Consider the following 21,115-nt stretch of genomic DNA (forward strand, 5'->3'; position numbering starts at 1 on the left):
ATAAATACTTTATCTCTAACCGAGTGAGAGCAAAAGTAGGTAACCAATGCAAAATGTAATAAAACAGATAGACCAATAATTAAAAAAAATTGTTCAAAATCAAATTAAAATATAATAGATATATATTCTGACCTATTTATGTCATTTCAAGAAATACTCCGCACGTCCCGGTGTGAACAACTCCCACAAAGAAGCTACCGTCCAACCCGGTGCAAAGATATCATTATAATATCCTTTCCCGTTTTTTCCATAATCCCAATTTGTGTGCTGAACAACTTCCGGATAGTAACCAGACTTAGCCACTCCGCATAAGTGTCCCTCATGAGGCAGAAGTTGACGCATAGAAGTAGAAATGACTTCTGCAAATTGTGAGAAGCGGGGTTCTGCATATTCCTTTGACAGCCATCGCAATACAGAAGCAAACTCAAACACAAATACATCAATATGGTTGTTTTCCACCGACACATTGCCCCAACCGCGGGTTTTCAGACCAATATCTCCCAACATTTGTCCTTGTGCAAAAGGTACATCCCATACATAATACCATGACAAGGCAAAATAAGAAGCTTTCTTCGTCAGGTCTGCATAATGGCGATGCTCCTCTCCTTTGGTTATCAATGAAAGATAATAGGTAGCCGTAGCCGCATACAGGGACGCTTCCTTATCTTCGCAGTTGGCATCAAGTGTGGAAGAAAAATAATCAGCCTTAGATATCAACACTTTCTCCAGATAATCAGCTGTCTGCTTAGCACTGCCGAGATATCGCTTGTCTTTGAAATACTTGTATCCCATCACCAGTGGCAAAGTAGCCGAAGGAGTACTCCCTCCACTATTGTCGACTATCGTAAAATCATCACGAAACTTACGGGGGAAACTACCGTCAGCCTGCTGCAACTGCAAAAGTATATCCAGCATGTTTTTCATCTTCTGCTCCCATTCGGGATGACGACGCCCGTTCTCTTTTTCATAAGCAAGAAAGTGCAACATAGCATAGATTCCTTCGGACTGACGGCGTATACTATGCACAGGATCTTCATAGCCTTTATCAAAATCTACCGATTCTTTGAAGAAACCGACCGGAGTAAAGCCGTTCTCCAAGTAGCTATCAAACACTTTCATACTATTTGCTTTCAAATCCTCCCTATCAGATTGCCAACCATATTCCCAAGCATTGAATGCATTAAGGAGCACACGACCAATAAAGCCTACTTCCGCCTGCCCGTTACTCCGGCAATTTTCCGTCATTAAATGTATTCCCGAATTATAAACCAACGGATGTCCTTCTACGAAACTACTTATAAAGAATCCACTAAGAACTTGCTTCATATCGGTTATGGAATAAGGAGTATCCACTGGTTTAGGCTCATAAGTGTCATAACTATATTCCCATGCATGACGTATGAAATCAGAATAATCATCAGCCTTATTCTCCTGAATCTCCCACGTTAGCAGAACAGTTTCCCCCCTTCTCAGAAACTGAAAAGCTTCTACCGCAGGCGCCAATGTCAGCTTACGAATATAACTTCTGGGAGCTTCACGATAAGGAAAGCCAAAAGAAAGCGCAGTTATTCCGTCTCGATTTTCAAATCCGGTAAATCCTAGAGATGTTTTACCTGAAAGGATAATTTCTCCTTCCCGATGAGTGCTCAAGGCTTCTTCTACAAACTTATCGATACGGCTCACAGTCACAAAGTGTTTTTCTTTTTCCGAATAAACACCTGTAAGCGGTGCGCTTAGCCTGTCTTCACGCACCAACCAACTATCTGAAGAATGGAACGAAGGTGCATCCTTAGGAGAACGGAGATTCCGACGATACCAAAAACCCGGCATATAAAATTGACAATCATCATGACGGTAGCCTGTTGATAACTGTTGGCTATAATTAAAATAAATATCTTCTAATGCTGTTATACAAACATTTACCCGTAACTTTCCATTTACATCTGCCACCCTTTGAGTGATTGTAACCGGAATGCTTTCAGAAGCTTCCAACAAATAGGATGAACGATCATTCTTTAATTGCTGCAAGTTCAGTGAATATCTTTCAGCTACATTTCCCGGTACTTTCAACGATATGGACGCTGAAATATTTTCCGGAACATAGTTGACAGCTTCAGCAACTCCGACATACAGTGCAATAAGCGCTCCGCAAAACAAACATTTAAAATTCATGCAAACCCAATTATATGAATCAGTAAAGGATACTGGTTCTGTGTGAATACTAAAGTTATTACTGCAGCAAAAATAGGGGTTTACACTTATTTCAGGTATTAAAAACAGGTCAATAAATGAAAGTTTAGTCTCAATCGAGCTAAATGAAAGTAGAAATCAATGAATAATATTTCGTACAGTGTGTATATATGTATACTTCAATAGATATATATGGCTATCGCAATGAATATATATGCCCACAGCGCTAGACATATATACTCATTACACTAAGACTTAATAATGTTATTTCTGTGTCCTGATATAAGTCTTTCTATCCGGTCCCACTCCCGTTATTGTCAACTTCTTCCAATGCTTCGGCAGTTTTGAGAAAAGCTGTTTGATGCCATTATCAGTAATTTCCAAACCACAAAAGCCATTAATGACAGTTTGTAAAAGTCCTCCCGCACCAGTTACAAAATAAGGATTCGTTCCTCCTGCACCTTCGGAAATAACGCCGAACGGGGATAACTGGTTAGGACGGAAACTTTGCACAAACAAGTCATAAGCTTTATCTCCTTCACCAAGACGTGCATATTGCAAAGCCAACACGGAGAAAGACATTGCCGGTCCGGTCTTATCTATTTTATCTTCATAATATTCCAAATCCTTACGGATTTCTTCCGGACGGGTAATCAGATTCAGCGGATATACCAATAAGTTAGCGTCCGCCTGCTTGATAACCTGCCCATTATAGCCTTCATACTCCATAGTTACCCCATTCCCGAATTTCGGGATCCGCAACTTCGAGGCTATCTCTTTCCAAATTGCAGGTGCCTTCACACCGCATACCGCGGCGGCTTTAGCAGCATCTTGCAAGGCACGCATAGCGGCACCATTGGTAAATGCATTGTCATCCACCCCTTCAGCATATTCATCGGCACACACCACATTGCGAATCGAATAAGAACCATCCTCATTCTTTTCTACACGACTTACCCAAAATTCTGCAGCTTTCTCCATCAAGGGGAAACCTTCTTCACGCAACCACCGTTTATCACCACTCATGCAATAATAATTCCAGGCCGCGATAGCAATATCAGCAGTGATATGATGTTCAAAAGCTCCGGTCAATGCCCAAGTCGGACATGATTCTTCTCCCGCATCATCACTTTCCCAAGGAAACATGGCTCCGTCATACCCATAGCTCAATGCTCTCTGACAAGCGGCTTCCAGTCTGTCAGTACGGTAATCCATCATTGTCCTTGCAATGCCCTGATTCATAAAAAGCATAGGCGGATACATCCAGAACTCGGTATCCCAAAAAATATGCCCATTGTATCCCTGAGCAGAAAGCCCGAAAGGGGAGATACTCAATCGGCTTCCCTTACGGGCATTAGAATAAAGATTGTAAAGGGCAAAGCGTACGGCACGCTGTGTCTCGTCATCTCCCTCAATCATAATATCCCCTTCCCACAGCTCATTCCAAAGTTTCCGGTGCCCGTTCATCAGACGGTTCAAACCTTCTTTCGCACCATAAATCACTTCACGATCCGATTCATTATACGGGTCTATAAAATCACGTCCGGTACAGACAGAGCCTAATAAGGCGAAAGAAAATTTTTCTCCCTTTTTTAATGGAATGGAGATTCGGTTGGTTCCCTCATTTTGTTGCAACACATTCGGATTTTTATCATATATAAAAGCGGAAGAAGCTGACACCTTCTGTTCGCGGTGTTTGGATAAAGCCCAGGTACGTATTATTTTCAGTTCATTGCCATCGACATTCACACTCACCTGTTTCGAACCGGGGTTCTTATATTCATCAGGCACTTCAATGGGATTTGCCACTGATAAATACATATCTTCCAATGCAGCCACCTCTACACGAACCAGTCCCGCATAAGGCATATTCCGCAAGGCACAAATACTATAAGAGATGTCAGCTTTTCCATCATAAGTGAAATGGGTATTATGTGTGGCAGCTTTCATATCTATGCACTGCCCCCATCCGGAGAGATTGTCACCATTCACTGCCTGTCCATTAATCTGCATTTGCAAGTTGAACGGGTTGATTCCCCGCAATACACGACTCACGTCTTGAGGAGCGGCAGCATCGAATACGTGATTCAGCATGACATGACGAACAGAGAATGGTTCTTTCCACGGCAAGATACCGATACCACCGTTAGCAACTGCTGCGCCATAATAAGTTCCATGATAGTCAGTAGCCTGTATTTTCCACAAACTTTCTTGTCCGTTTACCTTTATAGTCAGAGCTGATACCAGACAAAAAAATACGATAAATAGATTCTTCATATAATAGCATATTTAATTAGTTAACGACATTTACCACAAAAATAGTCCGCATTGCTTGTTCTGTTCATTTAATACGCACTTCGATTGGCTTCCCATTCCCAACCTTGTATTTTTCTATAATCTTATCATCCTTTTTTATTAGAACCAGTAACGTGTTACCCTTATTACGTTTCACTTCGATATCAAATGTTGTGCCAAATGCACAAATGCGTTTCAAAGACATTGTATTCCAACCTTCCGGAAGTTGTGGTGTCAGTTTGAAAGCATTCAGCGCAATAGGGCGTATACCAAACAAACCTTCCGTCATAATGCGACAGTATAAAGCACTTTCTGTCGACAAATGCCGCTGGTTTCCTTCCGGCCATGCCTCTACAGCATAAGGGACATGGTCACCCAGCAAGCGGGTTGCAGAATATTTCTCCAGATATTCAGTAGCTATCTCCCGGGCACCACAAGCGTAAGCTCCCCGAAAAGCATAGAGGGTAGAACGATCCCAATACGTAGAAGTCCCCGATTGAGTAAGTAAACCATTCTCCATCCATAACTTATCTGAAAACAGGGCAGCCACAGTGCCCTCTGCCCGATTATAAATCCCCATAGTCAGTGGAATACAAATCCATGAGCGAAGCACCGCATTGCCATCGTAATAACGATACGTTTCATATCCTTCCACATTACGGGCAAAATATCTATCCATATTTTTATAAAGTTCAGTAGCTTTATCTTGATAGGATTTTATCTGTTCACGATCTTTTTTCAGTGCTTTTCCCAAATAAGCAGCCGAAATCAAAGCATCATAATACAGTGAAGAAGTACACAGATTGGCTTTCCCGGCAGGAAAACGATTCTCCAGTTCGTCAGAGTCCGATTCCACTACCCCTTCAGGGTTCAGCTTCCGGTTGCAGTATTCCAGACACCATTCAATCAGCGGCCACAACTTTTCCGCCTGGTGGCTGTTACCGGACGCCAGAGCATAACGCGCCGCACCATAACCAACCATTGCCACATCTCCACGATCACCTGCCACACCAAAACAATCTATCCCTTCTGCAATTATAGATGAGGGCAAAGGTTCATACTCGTCATTCATGTAGCGCATAAACAAACTGAATGAATCCATTGCCGAACGGTTTCCCGCCTGATAGCCCAAATAAGGAAAAAACGGATTGATGTATTCTGCCTGGTCGTTCGCCCAAATAGCTGCATAATAAGCTTCCCCACCAGGGCTTTGCATATATCCGCCCTTTGTATCAAATATACTTTCCGAACTGCGTATCTTGGCAAACGAGAACATAGTATTGATTACATCACTCGGAGTCTCGAGCACCAGATTACTCTGTACTTGCCGCAAGAATTCCCGGCGTGCCATAAGTTCTTTGTCAACATCCAGTGCCAGCTCCCGGTCGTGCTTTTTGTATCCTGCATAAATAACCTGAAAACAAGCCTTCTCACCTGCCTTCAATTGGAAAGTGCCTTCTTTTACCGGAGACGAAAGAGTGGCAGTTAATGTATAGCTACCTTCTACTCCCCTTGCTCCATTAGTACGATAAGAAAGGGTATTCGAAGGAAATTCCACTGTCAAGGAACGATCCGTTACATTCTGCAGTTCGTACTTTTCACAGAAAACCGGATACGAGGTAGAAGGAAAAAGCGTACGTGTCAGTGCAATACCTTTATCGGCATATATACTCTTTACAGTCATCACCCCACTCAAAGATATAGTTTCTACCTTCTCTCCCAGTAATGGCTGTCCATTTACAAGACACAGATATGCCCGGTCACCATTGAAACGATGCTGCAAACTACCATGGGTATCATTAGGGATAGTGCGAAAAGTCGGTAAGACCATATTCCGGTCAATCACCCATTCGCCTGCTTCATTCACACCATAACGCAATACTGTTGATACTTTCAGTCCGCTCATTTCAATATGATCATGATGAGCGCCGTTCACTCTCCAACAGATACTATCGGGTGAAACAATAGTCCATCTTGCAGTTTCACTAGCATTTAAAAAATTCATGCCGGACAAAGCAGCCAGCATTGCAATCCATATTGCCTTTTGCATAATCATTATATTCTATTATTAAAACATAGCGATAAGTCCGCTATTCCTTCGAATTAATGAAATCCTTCGGCAATACACCGAATTGTTTCTGGAAACATTTGGCGAAATAGGACGGTGAATTAAATCCCACCATATAACAGATTTCATTTACCCTGTTTTCACCCTCTTTCAGCAATTGAGCCGCCGCCTTCAAACGTTCCAGACGAAGGAATTCATTCGGGCTCAAGTCCAGTACTCCCTTTATTTTCCGATAAAAATTAGACCGGCTCATATTCAGATTATCAGCCATATCATCCATACTGAACTCAGGATTAGTATAATTGATTTGGATAACCTCGTTCAACTTCTTGATAAATTCTTCATCAGCTTTCGTCAAAGCCATCGTATTGGCAGCAATAAAAGGTGACTCTGCAAAAGCCTGCCGCAACTTCTCCCTGTTCTGAATAAGGCTGGCAGCACATGCCTGCAAATATTCCACCGAGAAAGGTTTTTCAATATAAGCATCCGCACCCAGTTCCATTCCTTCTATCTTCGACTGGATATTCGTTTTTGCCGTCAGCAGTATGACGGGAATATGGCTGTAATTCAAATCCGACTTAATCGTCTTACACAGTTCAAAGCCATCCATTACAGGCATCACGACATCACTTACCACCAAGTTCACATAATGACCATCCAGCACCTGCAATGCTTCCGCACCATTGGTGGCGGTCAGCACCGTATATTCTTTCGATAACTGGCGAACTACGAAAGCAAGCATATCCGGATTATCTTCCACTACCAGCACAGTCGGGCGATTGTCCTTCTTTTCCGTATGTTCCATAGGAATCTCGTTCATCTTGTCCATTTCAACTTCCGCTTCCGGAGTCAATGTGATTGTCAAGTCCTGAACAATCGGCAGAGTCAGGCAGAAAGTATTATTTTCCTCACCGTTGCTCATGACCAGTGTCCCCTGGTGCAATTCGGCCAGTGAACGGGAAAGAGCAAGGCCGATTCCTGTTCCGGTAGTCACTTTTCCATTTTCCTGCTCATTGAAACGGACGAAAGGTTTGAAAATCTCTTCTTTCATTTCATTGGGGATAATCACTCCATCGTTTTCCGTACGGATGCGGAATGAATTGTCACTATCTACTTCCGGCACTTCCAGTGATATATGCACATAACTTTCCGCATATTTCACTCCATTATTCAATAGATTACTGATAATCTTTGTAAAGGCTTCCTGATTAACATGAGCATAGAAGTCCTTCTCCGGCACCTGCAAAGTAAAGTCCAGCCCCTTTTGCTTGGCGAGAGAGGTAAAGCGTATATGGGTTTCTTTCAAAACTTCCGTTATATTACACTTTGCAAAGTTCAATCGGAATCCCTGACTTTCCGTTTTTCGGAAATCAAGTAATTGATTAGTCAGATTCAGCAATCGTTCCGTGTTCTGCTTCATGACGTTCAAGTCCTCACGGGTTTCCGCGTCTACCTGTTTCTTCAATATGATGTTTTCCAACGGGCCTTTAATCAATGTCAGCGGAGTACGTATCTCATGGGCTACATTCGTAAAGAAGTCGATTTTGGCATGATATACTTCCCGTTCTTTCTCCTGCTCGAATTTTTCCATCTGCCGGCGATGTTTATGGTTGCTACGTCTCTTGAAGTACATAACCGTGTACAAAGAACAGCCTATAATCAGCAAAGAATACACACAATACGCCCAAATAGAAAGATAGAAAGGGGGAAGAATATGTACTTTCAGTGACACTCCATCTTCATTCCACACTCCATCACTGTTGGATACTTTCACCTGAAAAGTGTAGTTGCCATATCGCAGATTCGAGTAAGTGACGATAGGACTTTCGCCAACCGTCAGCCAGTCGGCATCAAAGCCGTCCAGCTTATACATAATCTTGCTCATCTTGGGAGCTTGAAAATCCAATGCAGCCAAACGGAAAGAGAATGAGTTCTGATTGGACTGAAGCACAAGTTCGTCGGAAAAGGTGATGCTCTTCTCCAACGGAGAACCCGGTTCGCCTACATATACATCTTTACCAAAGAGCAGAAAATCCGTAATTACGATAGACGGAAGCGACTTGTTCTCTGAAAAATTCTTGGGATTGAAAGCTACAAAGCCGTCGATACTTCCCAGATAAATCGTACCGTCTTCCGTCTCGAAGCTTGAACGATAATTAAACTGGTCGCCCAGCAGACCGTTGGAAGTGGTATATACTTTTATCGCTCCGGTAGTGGGTTGGAAACATACCAGACCATTATTGGTTGTCAGCCAGAAAAGTCCGTCCTTGTCTTCTACAATTTGGTAAACGACATCATTCGGCAATCCGTCAGCCAGATTATAGCTAGTGAAGGTTTCCGTTTCCGGATGGAACCGGCAGAAGCCACCACCCTGCGTTGTCAGCCAGACCTGTCGATGGGAATCTTCGAAGATACTTACCACTTTATCATAAGGAAGGCTCTTCGGATTATTGTCATCATGCAGATAATTCTTCCATCTTTTCTCACTTACATTATAACAGTAAGCACCGTTTGCATAAGTTGCCAGCCAAAGATTCCCGCCGGAATCCTCCTTTATATCATATACAAATTTACCGTTCAACTCTGGTATGCGGTCGAAATCATCAGTCTGTTTGTTGTAACGCAACAGGCCGAATAATGTGCCTAAATAAATATCTCCCGTCGTTGTCCGGCAAATGGAGAAGACACTGTTGTCTATCAATGAACGGGGCGAATCTGTTTTCTGATAGGTTTTCACAATCGCTCCCGTGCGTGTGTCTACCACTTTCACCCCTTTCGAGAAGGTGCCCACCCAAAGGTAGTCATTGACCAGACATAGCCCGTGCACATTGGTGAAAGCATTGCTCGGGGTGAAAAAAGAGAAAGTCTTGGTTTTCGGATTAAAGCGGTTCAATCCGCCGTCTTCCGTACCAATCCACAAGACTCCCTGATTATCCTGGCAGAACTCACGTACCCGCTTTCCATGCAGCCCGTTTTCTGTCCCTTTCGGATAATATTTCTCAAAATTCGTATAGAAACGGGGGTAATAGTTTACACCGCCGAAATAAGAACCAATCCAGATACCACCTTCACGGTCTTTACACAACGAATAGATGGCATTATCAGACAAGGAATAGGGGTCATTGATCGAGCTACGCAAGTGAACATATTTTCCCAACCTGAGATTATAAATATAAAGCCCTGATTCGGAAGCGATCCACAATTCATTGTCAGAGGCAACAAGCAGTTCCCGACAAAAGACCGACTCCCCATGTTCATCTGCCAGGAGCAAATCGTGCAATTTGTTTGAAGTCAGATTCAGTTCCTTTACTCCACCTTTCAAGGAACCCACATACAGGCAGTTATATGCTCCTTTCACAAGGCTTATCACTACGTCGTTCGCATAAGTTTCTTTATTCTCAGTAGGGGAAAGATAAGGATGGAGTGTCTTCAGCCGGTCTTTCGAATAGAAAAGTCCGTCACCATAACAACCTATCCAAAGGGTTCCGCTATTGTCGAAAACGAACGTCTGCACATTGGTGGTGAGGAAAGAGAAATCTTTTAAGGTATAATTCTGAAGTTGCCTTTTCTCCAAATCATAGCAGAAGAGTCCTTGAGATTCAACCGCTACCCAAACGCATCCTTGATTGTCTCCTGATATTGCGGTTACAGTATGTTCTATCCTTGTACTCTCTGCACTCAGTTCCGTAAAATGCCGGAAAAAGTCTTTCTCCGGGTCGTAGATATAGAGCCCTACGTCCGTACCTACCCAGATATTTCCTTTCGCATCTTCATAAAGCGCAGTGATGAAGTTATTTCCGATACTCCGTTGGCTACGGTCGTCGTGTTTGAATTTGCGAAATGATAATCCGTCATAGCGGTTCAGTCCGTCTTTCGTACCGAACCACATAAAACCTTGCTTGTCCTGCAAGATTGCATTGACGGTATTCTGGGATAATCCGTTCTGTACGCTTAAGTTCTTGAAATAATAATGATCATCTGCTACTTGCGCGCAGCAGAGTATCGGATAAAAAATGAGACAGATTAAAAGTATCAGGACTTTCTTCATAATACGTGTTTTCTAGCTTTCCGTTTGAGTTACCAAATGTAGGCAAAATTACAACGGAAAGATAGAAAATACGTCTCAATGAATGAAAAAATCGTCTTATTTCTCTATTCTGATACGGGCATCGACAGCTACAACAGCCTTTTCAGTAGCCAGAAGCGGGTTTATATCCATTTCTTTGATTTCTGTCGCAAAGCGGAGCAAGGTAGAAAGACGGACTATAATTTCCGCGAATTTATCCTCATTCACTCCTTTCTGTCCACGTGTCCCCTGTATGATTTTATAGGCGCGCAGCGAATGAATCATCGAATAAGCTTCTTCGTAAGAAAGCGGAGCCAAACCGGAAGAAACGTCTTTCAATACTTCCACAAAGATACCGCCCAAGCCACAAAGTACCACATGCCCGAACTTCTCTTCGTACTTAGCGCCGATAAAGAGTTCCGTTCCCCGCAGCATCGGTTGTACCATGATTGCCTTCGCGTCAGCAATCTGCATCATACGTTCAAATTCCAAAGCCAGATGTTGCTCGCTTTTGATATTCAATACCACTCCGCCAACATCCGATTTATGCACGGGGCCGACAACTTTAGCCACTACCGGGAATCCGCATCGGCGTCCGAAAGCCACTACTTCTTCCTTGTTATCCGAGACGAACTCGTCTACAATCGGAATGCCGGCTGCACGAAGCAAGGCCTGTACATGGTGAGGTTCGATATACCCATCTTCCGGAATAGAATCAATAACCCGACGAATCCTCGGAACATCGACTCCGAACAGTTCAATCTCAGGAGCGGCAGGTTTAGGGGCATTAACGATACGCGAAAGAGCTGTTCCCAATGTTACTTCATCCGCAAAATTCACGTGTCCTTTCGCCAAAAATGCCGCAACTTCGGCTCCGGCTGTATTGATGGAAGGAAGAATCGGGAAAATCGGTTTGCTGCACACTTGCATCTTCTCATGGAGTACGTCGTACATCTCAAACATGGTGACCAACCCCGGTGTTCCGAAGATAGCCATCATGGCATCTATATTTTCTAATTTCTCTTCGCAGTAATCAATGCAGAGACGCAGATGTTCGGGAGTTCCCGTAGCGAGAATATCAATCGGATTTCCAACGGCAGCACCCGGAAAGAGTTGTGCTTTCAATTCTTCTGCCAACTCGCCTTCCAGTTTCGGAACGTTCAACCCGCCTTTGCTTAGTGCATCCGTCAACATCACTCCCGGGCCTCCGGCATGCGTGATAATGGCAAAATTCTTTCCTTTCAGTTCAGGCAAAGTAAATACACAGCCAACCGTAGTCAATTCCTCACGGGAGAAACAGCGTACAATCCCCGCTTTACGGAACAAAGCCTCAACTGCTGAATCCGAACTGGCAATAGCTCCCGTATGTGACGAAGCCGCCCGACTTCCGCTTTCAGAACTTCCCGCCTTTATCGCTGCAATTTTACATCCTTTCCTTATCAGCGAAGAAGCATGAAACAATAGCCTGTCAGGATTCTGGATACTTTCAATATAGAGTAGTTTGATATGGGAGTCTTTTTCCGGATTGAAGTTTTCATCCATGAATTGCAGTACATCTTCCACACCAATTTGCTTGGCATTTCCCACCGACCAGACGGAATTGAACTGCAAACCTTTCGTTACGGCACTTTCCAGGATGAATACCGCCGTAGCCCCGGAACTGGATACCAAATCTACGCCTTTCGGATTCAAATTGGGAATCGGCTGGCTGAATACGCTGTGATGCCATGTGTTCATTAGGCCGATACAATTAGGGCCAATCAATGAAGCTCCATATTTATTGACTGTTTCCAGAATCCGTTCTTCCAGTAATGCTCCCTCATGAGTTTCCTCGCCAAATCCGGCAGATAGTATGATAAATGCACGAGTTTGTTTTGTACCTGCCAATGTTTCCACAATATCGGGACACATCACGGCAGGCACAGCCAATACTGCCAAGTCCGTATCAGGCAGTTCTTTCACGTCCGCAAAGGCAGGCACTCCCTGTACTTCCTTCTCTTTCGGGTTTACTGCCCGAAGTTCTCCCTGATAACCTCCGTTTATCAAATTCTTCAATATTGCGCCACCCGGCTTATGTACATTATTCGATGCCCCTACTACAACAATGCTTTCGGGACGAAGCAACTGGGTTGTTATCATATCATGCTCTTGTTTTCGTTTAACTCAGGTACAAATATATTCTTTCTTATGAGAAAAAAGAAAGAAAAAGGAGAGAAATATATGCGAAAATATAGGATAAGAGAAAGAAAGATCAGAAAATCTGATTAATTATGCTGACTTATTGATTAATTAAAGAACTACTCTAATATAAATTGGTGATTAGTCAACTTTAATCAGGGTAATACAGTACAGCCACTGTCACCAAGTTATCAAGCGTGTTCTTCACATCACCTATGGAGAGAGACGAGTAAGCGGCGATCTCTTTGGCGAGTTGGGTGGTTGTCACGTTGGCCGTGTATATCACACAGGGATGAAATAGTTTCTTTTTGTTCTTGTCTTCCAGAACCGACTGGAAGGGTTTGTACAATACTGGCATAATTGTAATAGTTTTTCGTGTTGATAAATTAGTTTAGTTTTGTCCTCAAGCTTAATGACACTGCAAAGATAAGGGCTTTATTCAGACTGACCCAATTATTTTTTCAAAGTGCGTTCATAAATTAATTAATCACCACAGAAGGTGTTGTAGCCCATTGTTCGATAGTTGCAGGTTCGTAATATCTTCCTGCATCAAGGCTTTCCTTCTTTTCAAAATTCTCTCCTCCTTCGTCCCCTCCTTGAGGAGGGTTAGGGAGGTGGTTTATTTTGTTTTTGTTTGTTTTACTTTGTTTTGTGTACTCAATGTTACAATTTTGAGCTGTATTGTTACAGAATCGGCACTTCATGTAACATCATACGCAGTTTTGTTAACAATATCCCGGTTTTTGACTACCGAATCCAAAGTACATCAACTTCCGTGTTCTTGTTATGAAAAATATGGAAATATCGCCGGCAAGTTGGATGTATAGATGTTGGAAACAGCCTATATAGTTGCTGAAGATTGGATATATAGATGCTGGAAATAGCCTATATAGTTGCTGAAAGTAGGGCATATAGTTGCTGTAAGCAGGGCATATAGATGCTGAAAACGGCCTATATAACTGCTACAAATCGGGCAATAACTCCTCATGGCTATCCGGCAAGTTTCTCTCCGCATCCGGCAAGCATTTGAGAACGTACAATAATGTAAACTTTCACTACAAAAAAGCATTAAGTCACATTGATTTCTTTTTACCTGTTTTTTATTCCGAACGTTTCTGTTTCATTCCGCAACCACTTCGTCATGAAATAATCTGTGTAAATCCGTATAATCTGTGGTGAAAAATCAATATCTTTGCACATTGCAAAGCTGAGAGCAACAAAATCAGCAAAGCTGAAAACAATAAAATCACACTATACAATGGAAAAGAAATTCAAGAGAACCACCGTCACATCGGCATTGCCGTATGCAAACGGGCCTGTCCACATCGGTCACTTGGCCGGTGTATATGTACCGGCAGATATCTATGTGCGTTATCTGCGGTTGAAGAAAGAAGATGTATTATTCATCGGCGGTTCGGACGAACACGGGGTGCCCATCACTATCCGCGCAAAAAAAGAAGGAATCACTCCGCAAGATGTAGTAGACCGTTACCATACGCTGATAAAGGAATCATTCAAAGAGTTCGGCATCTCATTCGACGTATACAGCCGCACCACTTCACAGACGCATCACGACTTGGCTTCGGATTTCTTCAAGACATTGTATGACAAGGGAGAATTTATCGAAAAAACTTCCGAACAATATTACGACGAGGAAGCAAAGACATTCCTTGCCGACCGTTATATCACCGGCGAATGTCCTCACTGCCACTCGGAAGGAGCCTACGGCGACCAATGCGAGAAATGCGGAACTTCACTCTCGCCGACAGACCTTATCAACCCGAAAAGCGCCATTAGTGGCAGCAAGCCGGTGATGAAAGAAACCAAGCACTGGTATCTCCCTCTCGACAAACACGAAGGCTGGCTGCGCAAATGGATTCTCGAAGACCATAAAGAATGGCGTCCGAACGTGTACGGCCAATGCAAGAGCTGGCTCGACATGGGACTGCAACCACGTGCCGTAAGCCGTGACCTCGACTGGGGTATCCCTGTTCCCGTGGAAGGGGCAGAAGGAAAGGTGCTTTACGTATGGTTTGACGCTCCTATCGGATACATCTCCAACACGAAAGAACTTCTTCCCGATAGCTGGGAGACATGGTGGAAAGACCCTGAAACCCGTCTGCTCCACTTTATCGGAAAAGACAATATCGTGTTCCATTGTATCGTGTTCCCCGCCATGCTGAAGGCGGAAGGCAGCTATATCCTGCCGGACAATGTGCCGAGCAACGAGTTCCTGAACCTGGAAGGAGACAAAATCTCCACTTCACGCAACTGGGCTGTATGGTTGCACGAATATCTGGTGGATTTCCCGGGCAAACAAGATGTGCTCCGCTATGTGCTGACCGCCAATGCACCGGAAACAAAAGATAACGACTTCACCTGGAAGGATTTTCAGGCTCGCAATAACAATGAACTGGTTGCCGTATACGGTAACTTCGTGAACCGCGCTATGGTACTGACTCAGAAGTACTTCGACGGCTGCGTACCCGCACAGGGCGAGTTGACCGACTATGACAAGGAAACACTGAAAGAATTTGCCGACGTAAAAGCGGAAGTGGAAAAGCTGCTCGACGTATTCAAATTCCGTGACGCACAGAAAGAAGCGATGAACCTGGCACGTATCGGTAATAAATACCTTGCCGACACCGAACCGTGGAAACTGGCAAAAACAGACATGGAACGTGTGGGAACCATCCTGAACATCTCCTTGCAACTGGTTGCCAACCTTGCCATTGCTTTCGACCCGTTCCTGCCGTTCAGTTCGGAAAAACTCCGTAAGATGCTGAACATGGATACGTTCGAATGGTCTGAACTCGGAAGAGACAACCTGCTTCCGGTAGGTCACCAATTGAACAAGCCGGAACTGCTGTTCGAGAAAATCGAAGATGCCACTATCGAAGCACAGGTACAGAAGTTGCTCGATACGAAGAAGGCCAACGAAGAAGCCAACTACAAAGCCAATCCGATTCGCCCGAACATCGAATTCGATGATTTCACGAAACTGGATATCCGCGTAGGCACTATCCTCGAATGTCAGAAAGTTCCGAAAGCTGATAAACTGCTGCAATTCAAGATTGACGACGGACTGGAAACACGTACCATCGTGTCGGGCATTGCCAAGCATTACCAACCGGAAGAACTGGTAGGCAAACAGGTGTGCTTTATCGCCAACCTTGCTCCGCGCAAGCTGAAAGGCATCGTCAGCGAAGGTATGATTCTAAGTGCCGAGAATAACGACGGCAGCCTGGCAGTCATCATGCCGGGACGTGAAGTGAAGCCGGGTAGCGAAGTAAAATAATAAATTCAGAAAAAGAATACATAAAGGTCTAATTATAATTTAGCCCTTTGTGTATTCTTTCTCATATTTTCCTAAACAGGTGTATATTCCATGCTCTTAACATTTGAAGAAATAATATCTTTAGTCACTTCAAAAGAATCCAATACTTTAGAGTTCAAAGAGACAACAGGTCAACTGACACGAGGTATGGAATCCGGTTGTGCATTTATGAATTCCACAAATGGCGGTTACCTGTTATTTGGAGTCAGCGATAAAGGAAAAATCATAGGGCAGGAGGTTTCGGATAAAACGAAAAAGGAAATAGCCGGAGCTCTTAAAAAGTTTGAACCCGGAATCTTTGCAGATATACAATATATTCCTATCCCCACCCATGAAGGCAAATATATCATAGCTATTCATTTTGAAGACATATTCAGCAGAAAGCCTTACTTATTTGATGGAAGAGCTTATATCAAAATAGAAAGCACCACTTCTGTCATGCCCCAGGAAACGTACAATGAATTACTAATCAACAGACATAAAGAGCAATTCAGATGGGAAGCATTTCTTAATGAGCAACTCTCTATCGAAGCGTTCGATAAAGAAAAAATTATAGGGACAATACGTTTAGGAATTGAAAATGGCCGCCTGCCAGAGTCCATTATTGAAAATACATCTATCCCTGTACTCTTGGATAAATTAGATTTAGCGGATAACGGTTCTTTTAAGAATGCGGCCGCTGTCCTGTTTGCCAGGAAGACAAGCAGTCATTTTCCCCAATGCAAGTTGAGGTTAGCCAGATTTAAAGGCAACAATCGGATGGAATTTATAGATAATGCCCAAATGGAAGGAAATATTTTCGTTTTGTTCGATGAAGCAATGTCTTTCTTTTTTAAGCACTTATCGCTATCCGGAAAAATCATAAAAGCAGAACGGGAAGAAGAATTAGCCATTCCTTATAAAGCATTGCGCGAGGCAGTAATTAATGCTTTTTGCCACAGAGACTACTCAAATCCCGGCGGTTCAACCGGCATAGCTATTTACGATGATAAAGTAGAGATTATCAACCCCGGCAAACTACCTAAAGGCATTGATATCAACAACTTAAAGTCTCCCCACAAATCAATTCCCAACAACCCGCTAATAGCCAATGTGCTTTATCGCAGAAAGATGTTGGAGAGTTGGGGACGCGGCCTTGATTTAATGTATAGTGAATGTAAACGAGTAGGACTGCCAATACCAACTCTATCGGATAATCAGGGAGAAGTAGTCGTTACTTTTTACCTGAAAGAACAAGTAACCGAACAAGTAACCGAACAAGTAACCGAACAAGTAACCGAACAAGTAATGTCCTTAATAAAAGCATTGTCTGATAAAGAGATGAGTATTAAGGAAATTCTGGAGGCATTGAGCTTGAAACATCGTCCTACCCTATTGTACGACTATATTCAGCCTGCCATGCAACTTGGTTTTGTAGAACAGACGCAGCCTGATTCTCCCAAAAGTCCAACACAAAAATACCGTTTAACTGATAAAGGAAAGAAGATGATATGAGCGAGGGACAATCACTAAAAGAGAAAACGGCCAGAGGATTATTCTGGGGCGGGTTCAGTAACGGCATACAGCAGTTGCTGAATCTGGCTTTCGGGATATTCATCACCCGCCTGCTCGACCCGGCAGATTATGGGATGGTGGGAATGCTGGCAATCTTCTCACTCATTGCCAGTTCGATACAGGAAAGTGGCTTCACGGCAGCTCTTGTCAACAAGAAAGAAGTGACGCACAGTGATTACAATGCCGTATTCTGGTTCAATGCCGCAATCAGCCTGTTTATGTACCTGCTGCTATTCTTATGTGCACCGCTCATTGCCGATTTTTACAACACTCCCGAACTGACGCCACTGGCACGCTATTCTTTCATAGGATTTTTCATTGCCAGCCTGGGCATATCCCACAGCGCCTACCTGCAACGTAACCTAATGGTCAAGCAGCGGGCTATATCATCCGTCACCGGACTCGTTCTTTCGGGAGTCACCGGAGTCGCATTAGCCTATTTCGGATTCTCTTACTGGGGACTCGCCACACAAAGCATAGTTTATGTATTTGTCACTACCGCCTGTTACTGGCATTTCACCCGTTGGCGACCGACGCTACAAATCAACTTCGCCCCTATAAAAGAGATGTTCGGGTTCAGCGGGAAACTACTGGTGACCAATGTATTCAACCACATTAACAATAATCTGTTTTCTGTAATATTAGGCAAATTCTATAGCGAGCAGGAAGTGGGATACTACAGCCAGGCTAACAAATGGTGCAGCATGGGACAACAATTTATATCAGGCATGATAAACGGAGTAGCACAACCGGTACTCACCAAAGTCTCGGACGACCTTGAACGGCAAAGACGGGTATTCCGCAAAATGCTCCGTTTCACAGCCTTTATTTCATTTCCTGCCATGTTGGGACTGGGAATCATATCGGAAGAACTGATTACCATAACCATCACCGACAAATGGTATTCCAGCGTATCCATCATGCAAATCCTGTGCATCAGCGGCGCCTTTATCCCTGTCTCGAACCTCTACCAACAACTTATCATCAGCAAAGGGAAATCACGCATCTATATGTGGAATACCATAACACTCGGCATCATCCTGATGGCGGGCGTTCTCCTGGTTCATTCCTATGGGATATATGCCATGCTTGCCATTTATGTGTCCATAAATATTTTATGGCTGTTGACGTGGCATTACTTCGTGCAGCGGGAAATCGGCCTGCAACTGCGTCAGGCTCTGGCAGACATACTGCCTTATGCCATCATAGCAGCCACGGTCATGGCGGTCAGTTATTACTCCACCCGCTTTGTCGAAAACATTTATATCCGCCTGCCAAGCAAGATTATGCTGGCAGCAGCACTTTATATAGCAGCCATGTGGGCCAGCCGCTCGGCCACCTTCAAAGAGAGCATTGCATATTTCATCAAAAAGAAGACAGATGGACACGAATGATGCTGCAAATGAAATTTACATAAGACAAGATATGAGAACAAATCAGATGCCACAAGTGACAGTTTCAGTAGTGATGTGCACTTACAACGGAGAGAAATATCTCAAAGAGCAGATTGATTCCATCTTAAATCAAACCTACCCCATCCATGAACTGATTATCCAGGATGACCGGTCTACCGACCGTACCGTAGATATTGTCAAAGCCTGCCAGCAACAGGACAAACGCGTGAAATTGTATATCAATGATGTACCTGCCGGATTCAACTATAACTTTTCATCTGCTTTCACCAAGGCTACCGGCGAATACATCGCGTCTTCCGACCAGGATGACATATGGCGGCCGGACAAGATAGAAGTACTGGTAGGGCACATTGACAACAACTCCTTGTTATTTCATAACTCCCTCCTGTTTACCACAAGCATCACACAGACTTCGGGAATGAAAAACCCCGGCAACGTATTATATAATGAGCTTTATCTGCTGATGAAGCCCTATGTCCCCGGGCACGAATGTTTTTTCCACCGCCGCATTCTCCCCTTGTTCACTCAAGCTGTAGAACAGGAGAAAAATATCTCTTACGATTCTTTGTTGCTGCTTGCCGCCGTCACCTCCGGGCACGTAAAGTTCGTCAATGAAGGATTGGTGTACTGGCGCAGGCACCCGCAGGCAACTTCTTACAATACAAGCGGAAAATACAATCTCGTGGACGGGCTGTTTACCGCTATAAAAAGTTTGGGAGACACGTCCGGACGTGATATGACCCGGAGATACTTTCAGGCTGTCCGCTCATTTCCATTCAACGACAGACAAACCGTCCAAGTGGCTGAAAACATGAGCAAAGGTACTCTTGCAGGCATCTTGAAGACTTGTTTCATTTGCTGCAACCGGCGCAAGCAATTATATCCATACGCCAATTTCCTGCAATCATCCGTCAAGTCTTTCTTCACCCCCTTGTATTTTATCCGGGATTGTAGTAAGTTTGTAATCCATTAATGCCATAAGAATGATAAAGTTTACCGTATTTCCCCATCTGAGACAGAATCCCGATGAAAGGGCGAATCCCTATATACAGAATTTTATCTCATCCCTGAACCGTAAGGGAGAGGCTGCGGTAATCAATCCACCACACAAAAATCCATTGCTCAGCATATTGCCTGTCCGCCGGTGGGGAGACGCATTTATCTTCAATTGGCCGGAAAACATACCTGACGTCAAATACGGGATATTGCAAGCTACAGTTGCCGTCTGTTTTATCCTTGTCCTGAAGTTTTCGGGGAAAAAGATTGTCTGGGTATTGCATAACAAGAAGCCGCACGCCAACGGACATACAAAGATGAAGAAGTTTCTAATCTCCTTCATTGCCCGGAAAGCCGACCTCATCCTTACGCATGCCACAGAAGGAGTGGAAATGATTCGGGGCCAATATCCGTCCGCAGCTTGCAAAACGCACTTTCTGCACCATCCCACAGTGAACCGGTTGCCTGTAGCACCTCCCGCTGACAGCACAATCATGTACGACCTGCTGATTTGGGGAAGCATATCCCGCTACAAAGGAGTACTGGAGTATGTCTCTTTTTTACGAAAACATCCGGAAGACAATTTAAAGGTTTGCATTGTCGGGCGATGTTCATCTCCTGCCCTGCTGGACGAACTGAAACAAACGGCCCCATCCGGCGTAAGTATCATACCCGATGGACTCTCGTTCGAAGAACTGGGGAAATATATCACCCGTTCCCGCTTCGTTCTGGCTCCCTACTGCCCCGAATCCATATTAAGTTCCGGCATTTTGATGGATTCACTTTCATTCGGGGCCAGAGTTATAGGTCCGGAAGTCGGCTCATTCAAGGATTACGCCCATGAGCCACGATTAAGAGTCTATACGTTCCGCCAATTAGAAGATATTGCCGGCATTGTATCCCGGCATAAAGAAGAACCGGTTTCATTGGAGGACTACCGGCTATTCCTCGAAGAGAATAACTGGCAGAACTTCGGAGATAAAGTTATTAAACTAGTAAAAGAAATATTGTAGCAT

10 protein-coding genes and 1 pseudogene are annotated in these 21,115 nt (G+C 43.9%); 5 read left to right on the top strand and 6 right to left on the bottom strand.

Annotation, left to right across the window (positions count from 1 at the left end; genetic code table 11):
- Nucleotides 1-141: 141 nt before the first annotated feature.
- The 6 genes and pseudogenes from AB5443_RS10995 to AB5443_RS11020 all read right to left on the bottom strand — a co-directional run.
- A complete protein-coding gene (locus AB5443_RS10995; RefSeq protein ID WP_368113425.1) occupies nucleotides 142-2,172 on the bottom strand; it encodes a hypothetical protein in 2,031 nt (676 codons plus the stop codon).
- A gap of 282 nt (nucleotides 2,173-2,454) precedes the next feature.
- Complete coding sequence (locus AB5443_RS11000; RefSeq protein WP_368113424.1) at nucleotides 2,455-4,467, bottom strand: glycoside hydrolase family 65 protein; 2,013 nt, start codon at nucleotides 4,465-4,467, stop codon at nucleotides 2,455-2,457.
- A 64-nt stretch (nucleotides 4,468-4,531) separates the two neighbouring features.
- A complete protein-coding gene (locus AB5443_RS11005) occupies nucleotides 4,532-6,535 on the bottom strand; it encodes a hypothetical protein (protein WP_368113423.1) in 2,004 nt (667 codons plus the stop codon).
- Nucleotides 6,536-6,575: 40 nt separating this feature from the next.
- On the bottom strand, nucleotides 6,576-10,601 hold the full coding sequence (locus tag AB5443_RS11010) for a two-component regulator propeller domain-containing protein (RefSeq protein ID WP_368113422.1): 4,026 nt from the start codon (nucleotides 10,599-10,601) through the stop codon (nucleotides 6,576-6,578).
- A 96-nt stretch (nucleotides 10,602-10,697) separates the two neighbouring features.
- On the bottom strand, nucleotides 10,698-12,758 hold the full coding sequence (locus AB5443_RS11015; RefSeq protein ID WP_368113421.1) for an acetate--CoA ligase family protein: 2,061 nt from the start codon (nucleotides 12,756-12,758) through the stop codon (nucleotides 10,698-10,700).
- A gap of 214 nt (nucleotides 12,759-12,972) precedes the next feature.
- Nucleotides 12,973-13,155: pseudogene (locus AB5443_RS11020) on the bottom strand (DNA-binding protein); the annotation flags it as partial.
- A 900-nt stretch (nucleotides 13,156-14,055) separates the two neighbouring features.
- Between AB5443_RS11020 and metG the strand changes: the two are divergent.
- From metG to AB5443_RS11045, 5 genes are all read left to right on the top strand, one after another.
- Entirely contained in the window at nucleotides 14,056-16,095 is a 2,040-nt protein-coding gene (gene metG, locus AB5443_RS11025) for a methionine--tRNA ligase (RefSeq protein WP_288359928.1), read from the top strand.
- 90 nt (nucleotides 16,096-16,185) lie between these two features.
- Nucleotides 16,186-17,628, top strand: a complete 1,443-nt coding sequence (locus tag AB5443_RS11030) for a Fic family protein (RefSeq protein ID WP_195406158.1) — start codon at nucleotides 16,186-16,188, stop codon at nucleotides 17,626-17,628.
- The gene (locus tag AB5443_RS11035) at nucleotides 17,625-19,082 is read left to right on the top strand and encodes a lipopolysaccharide biosynthesis protein (protein WP_368113420.1); all 1,458 of its coding nucleotides are present in this window, start codon (nucleotides 17,625-17,627) and stop codon (nucleotides 19,080-19,082) included. Before AB5443_RS11030 ends, AB5443_RS11035 begins: the two co-directional genes overlap by 4 nt.
- 31 nt (nucleotides 19,083-19,113) lie before the next feature.
- Complete coding sequence (locus tag AB5443_RS11040) at nucleotides 19,114-20,076, top strand: glycosyltransferase (RefSeq protein ID WP_195661771.1); 963 nt, start codon at nucleotides 19,114-19,116, stop codon at nucleotides 20,074-20,076.
- A gap of 10 nt (nucleotides 20,077-20,086) precedes the next feature.
- Nucleotides 20,087-21,112 (top strand): exopolysaccharide biosynthesis protein, encoded by a 1,026-nt coding sequence (locus tag AB5443_RS11045; RefSeq protein WP_307995576.1) that lies wholly within the window; start codon nucleotides 20,087-20,089, stop codon nucleotides 21,110-21,112.
- Nucleotides 21,113-21,115 lie beyond the last annotated feature (3 nt).

This window comes from Bacteroides sp. RTP21281st1_H5_RTP21281_210402, from assembly GCF_040918965.1.
Taxonomy (GTDB): Bacteria; Bacteroidota; Bacteroidia; order Bacteroidales; family Bacteroidaceae; genus Bacteroides; species Bacteroides congonensis.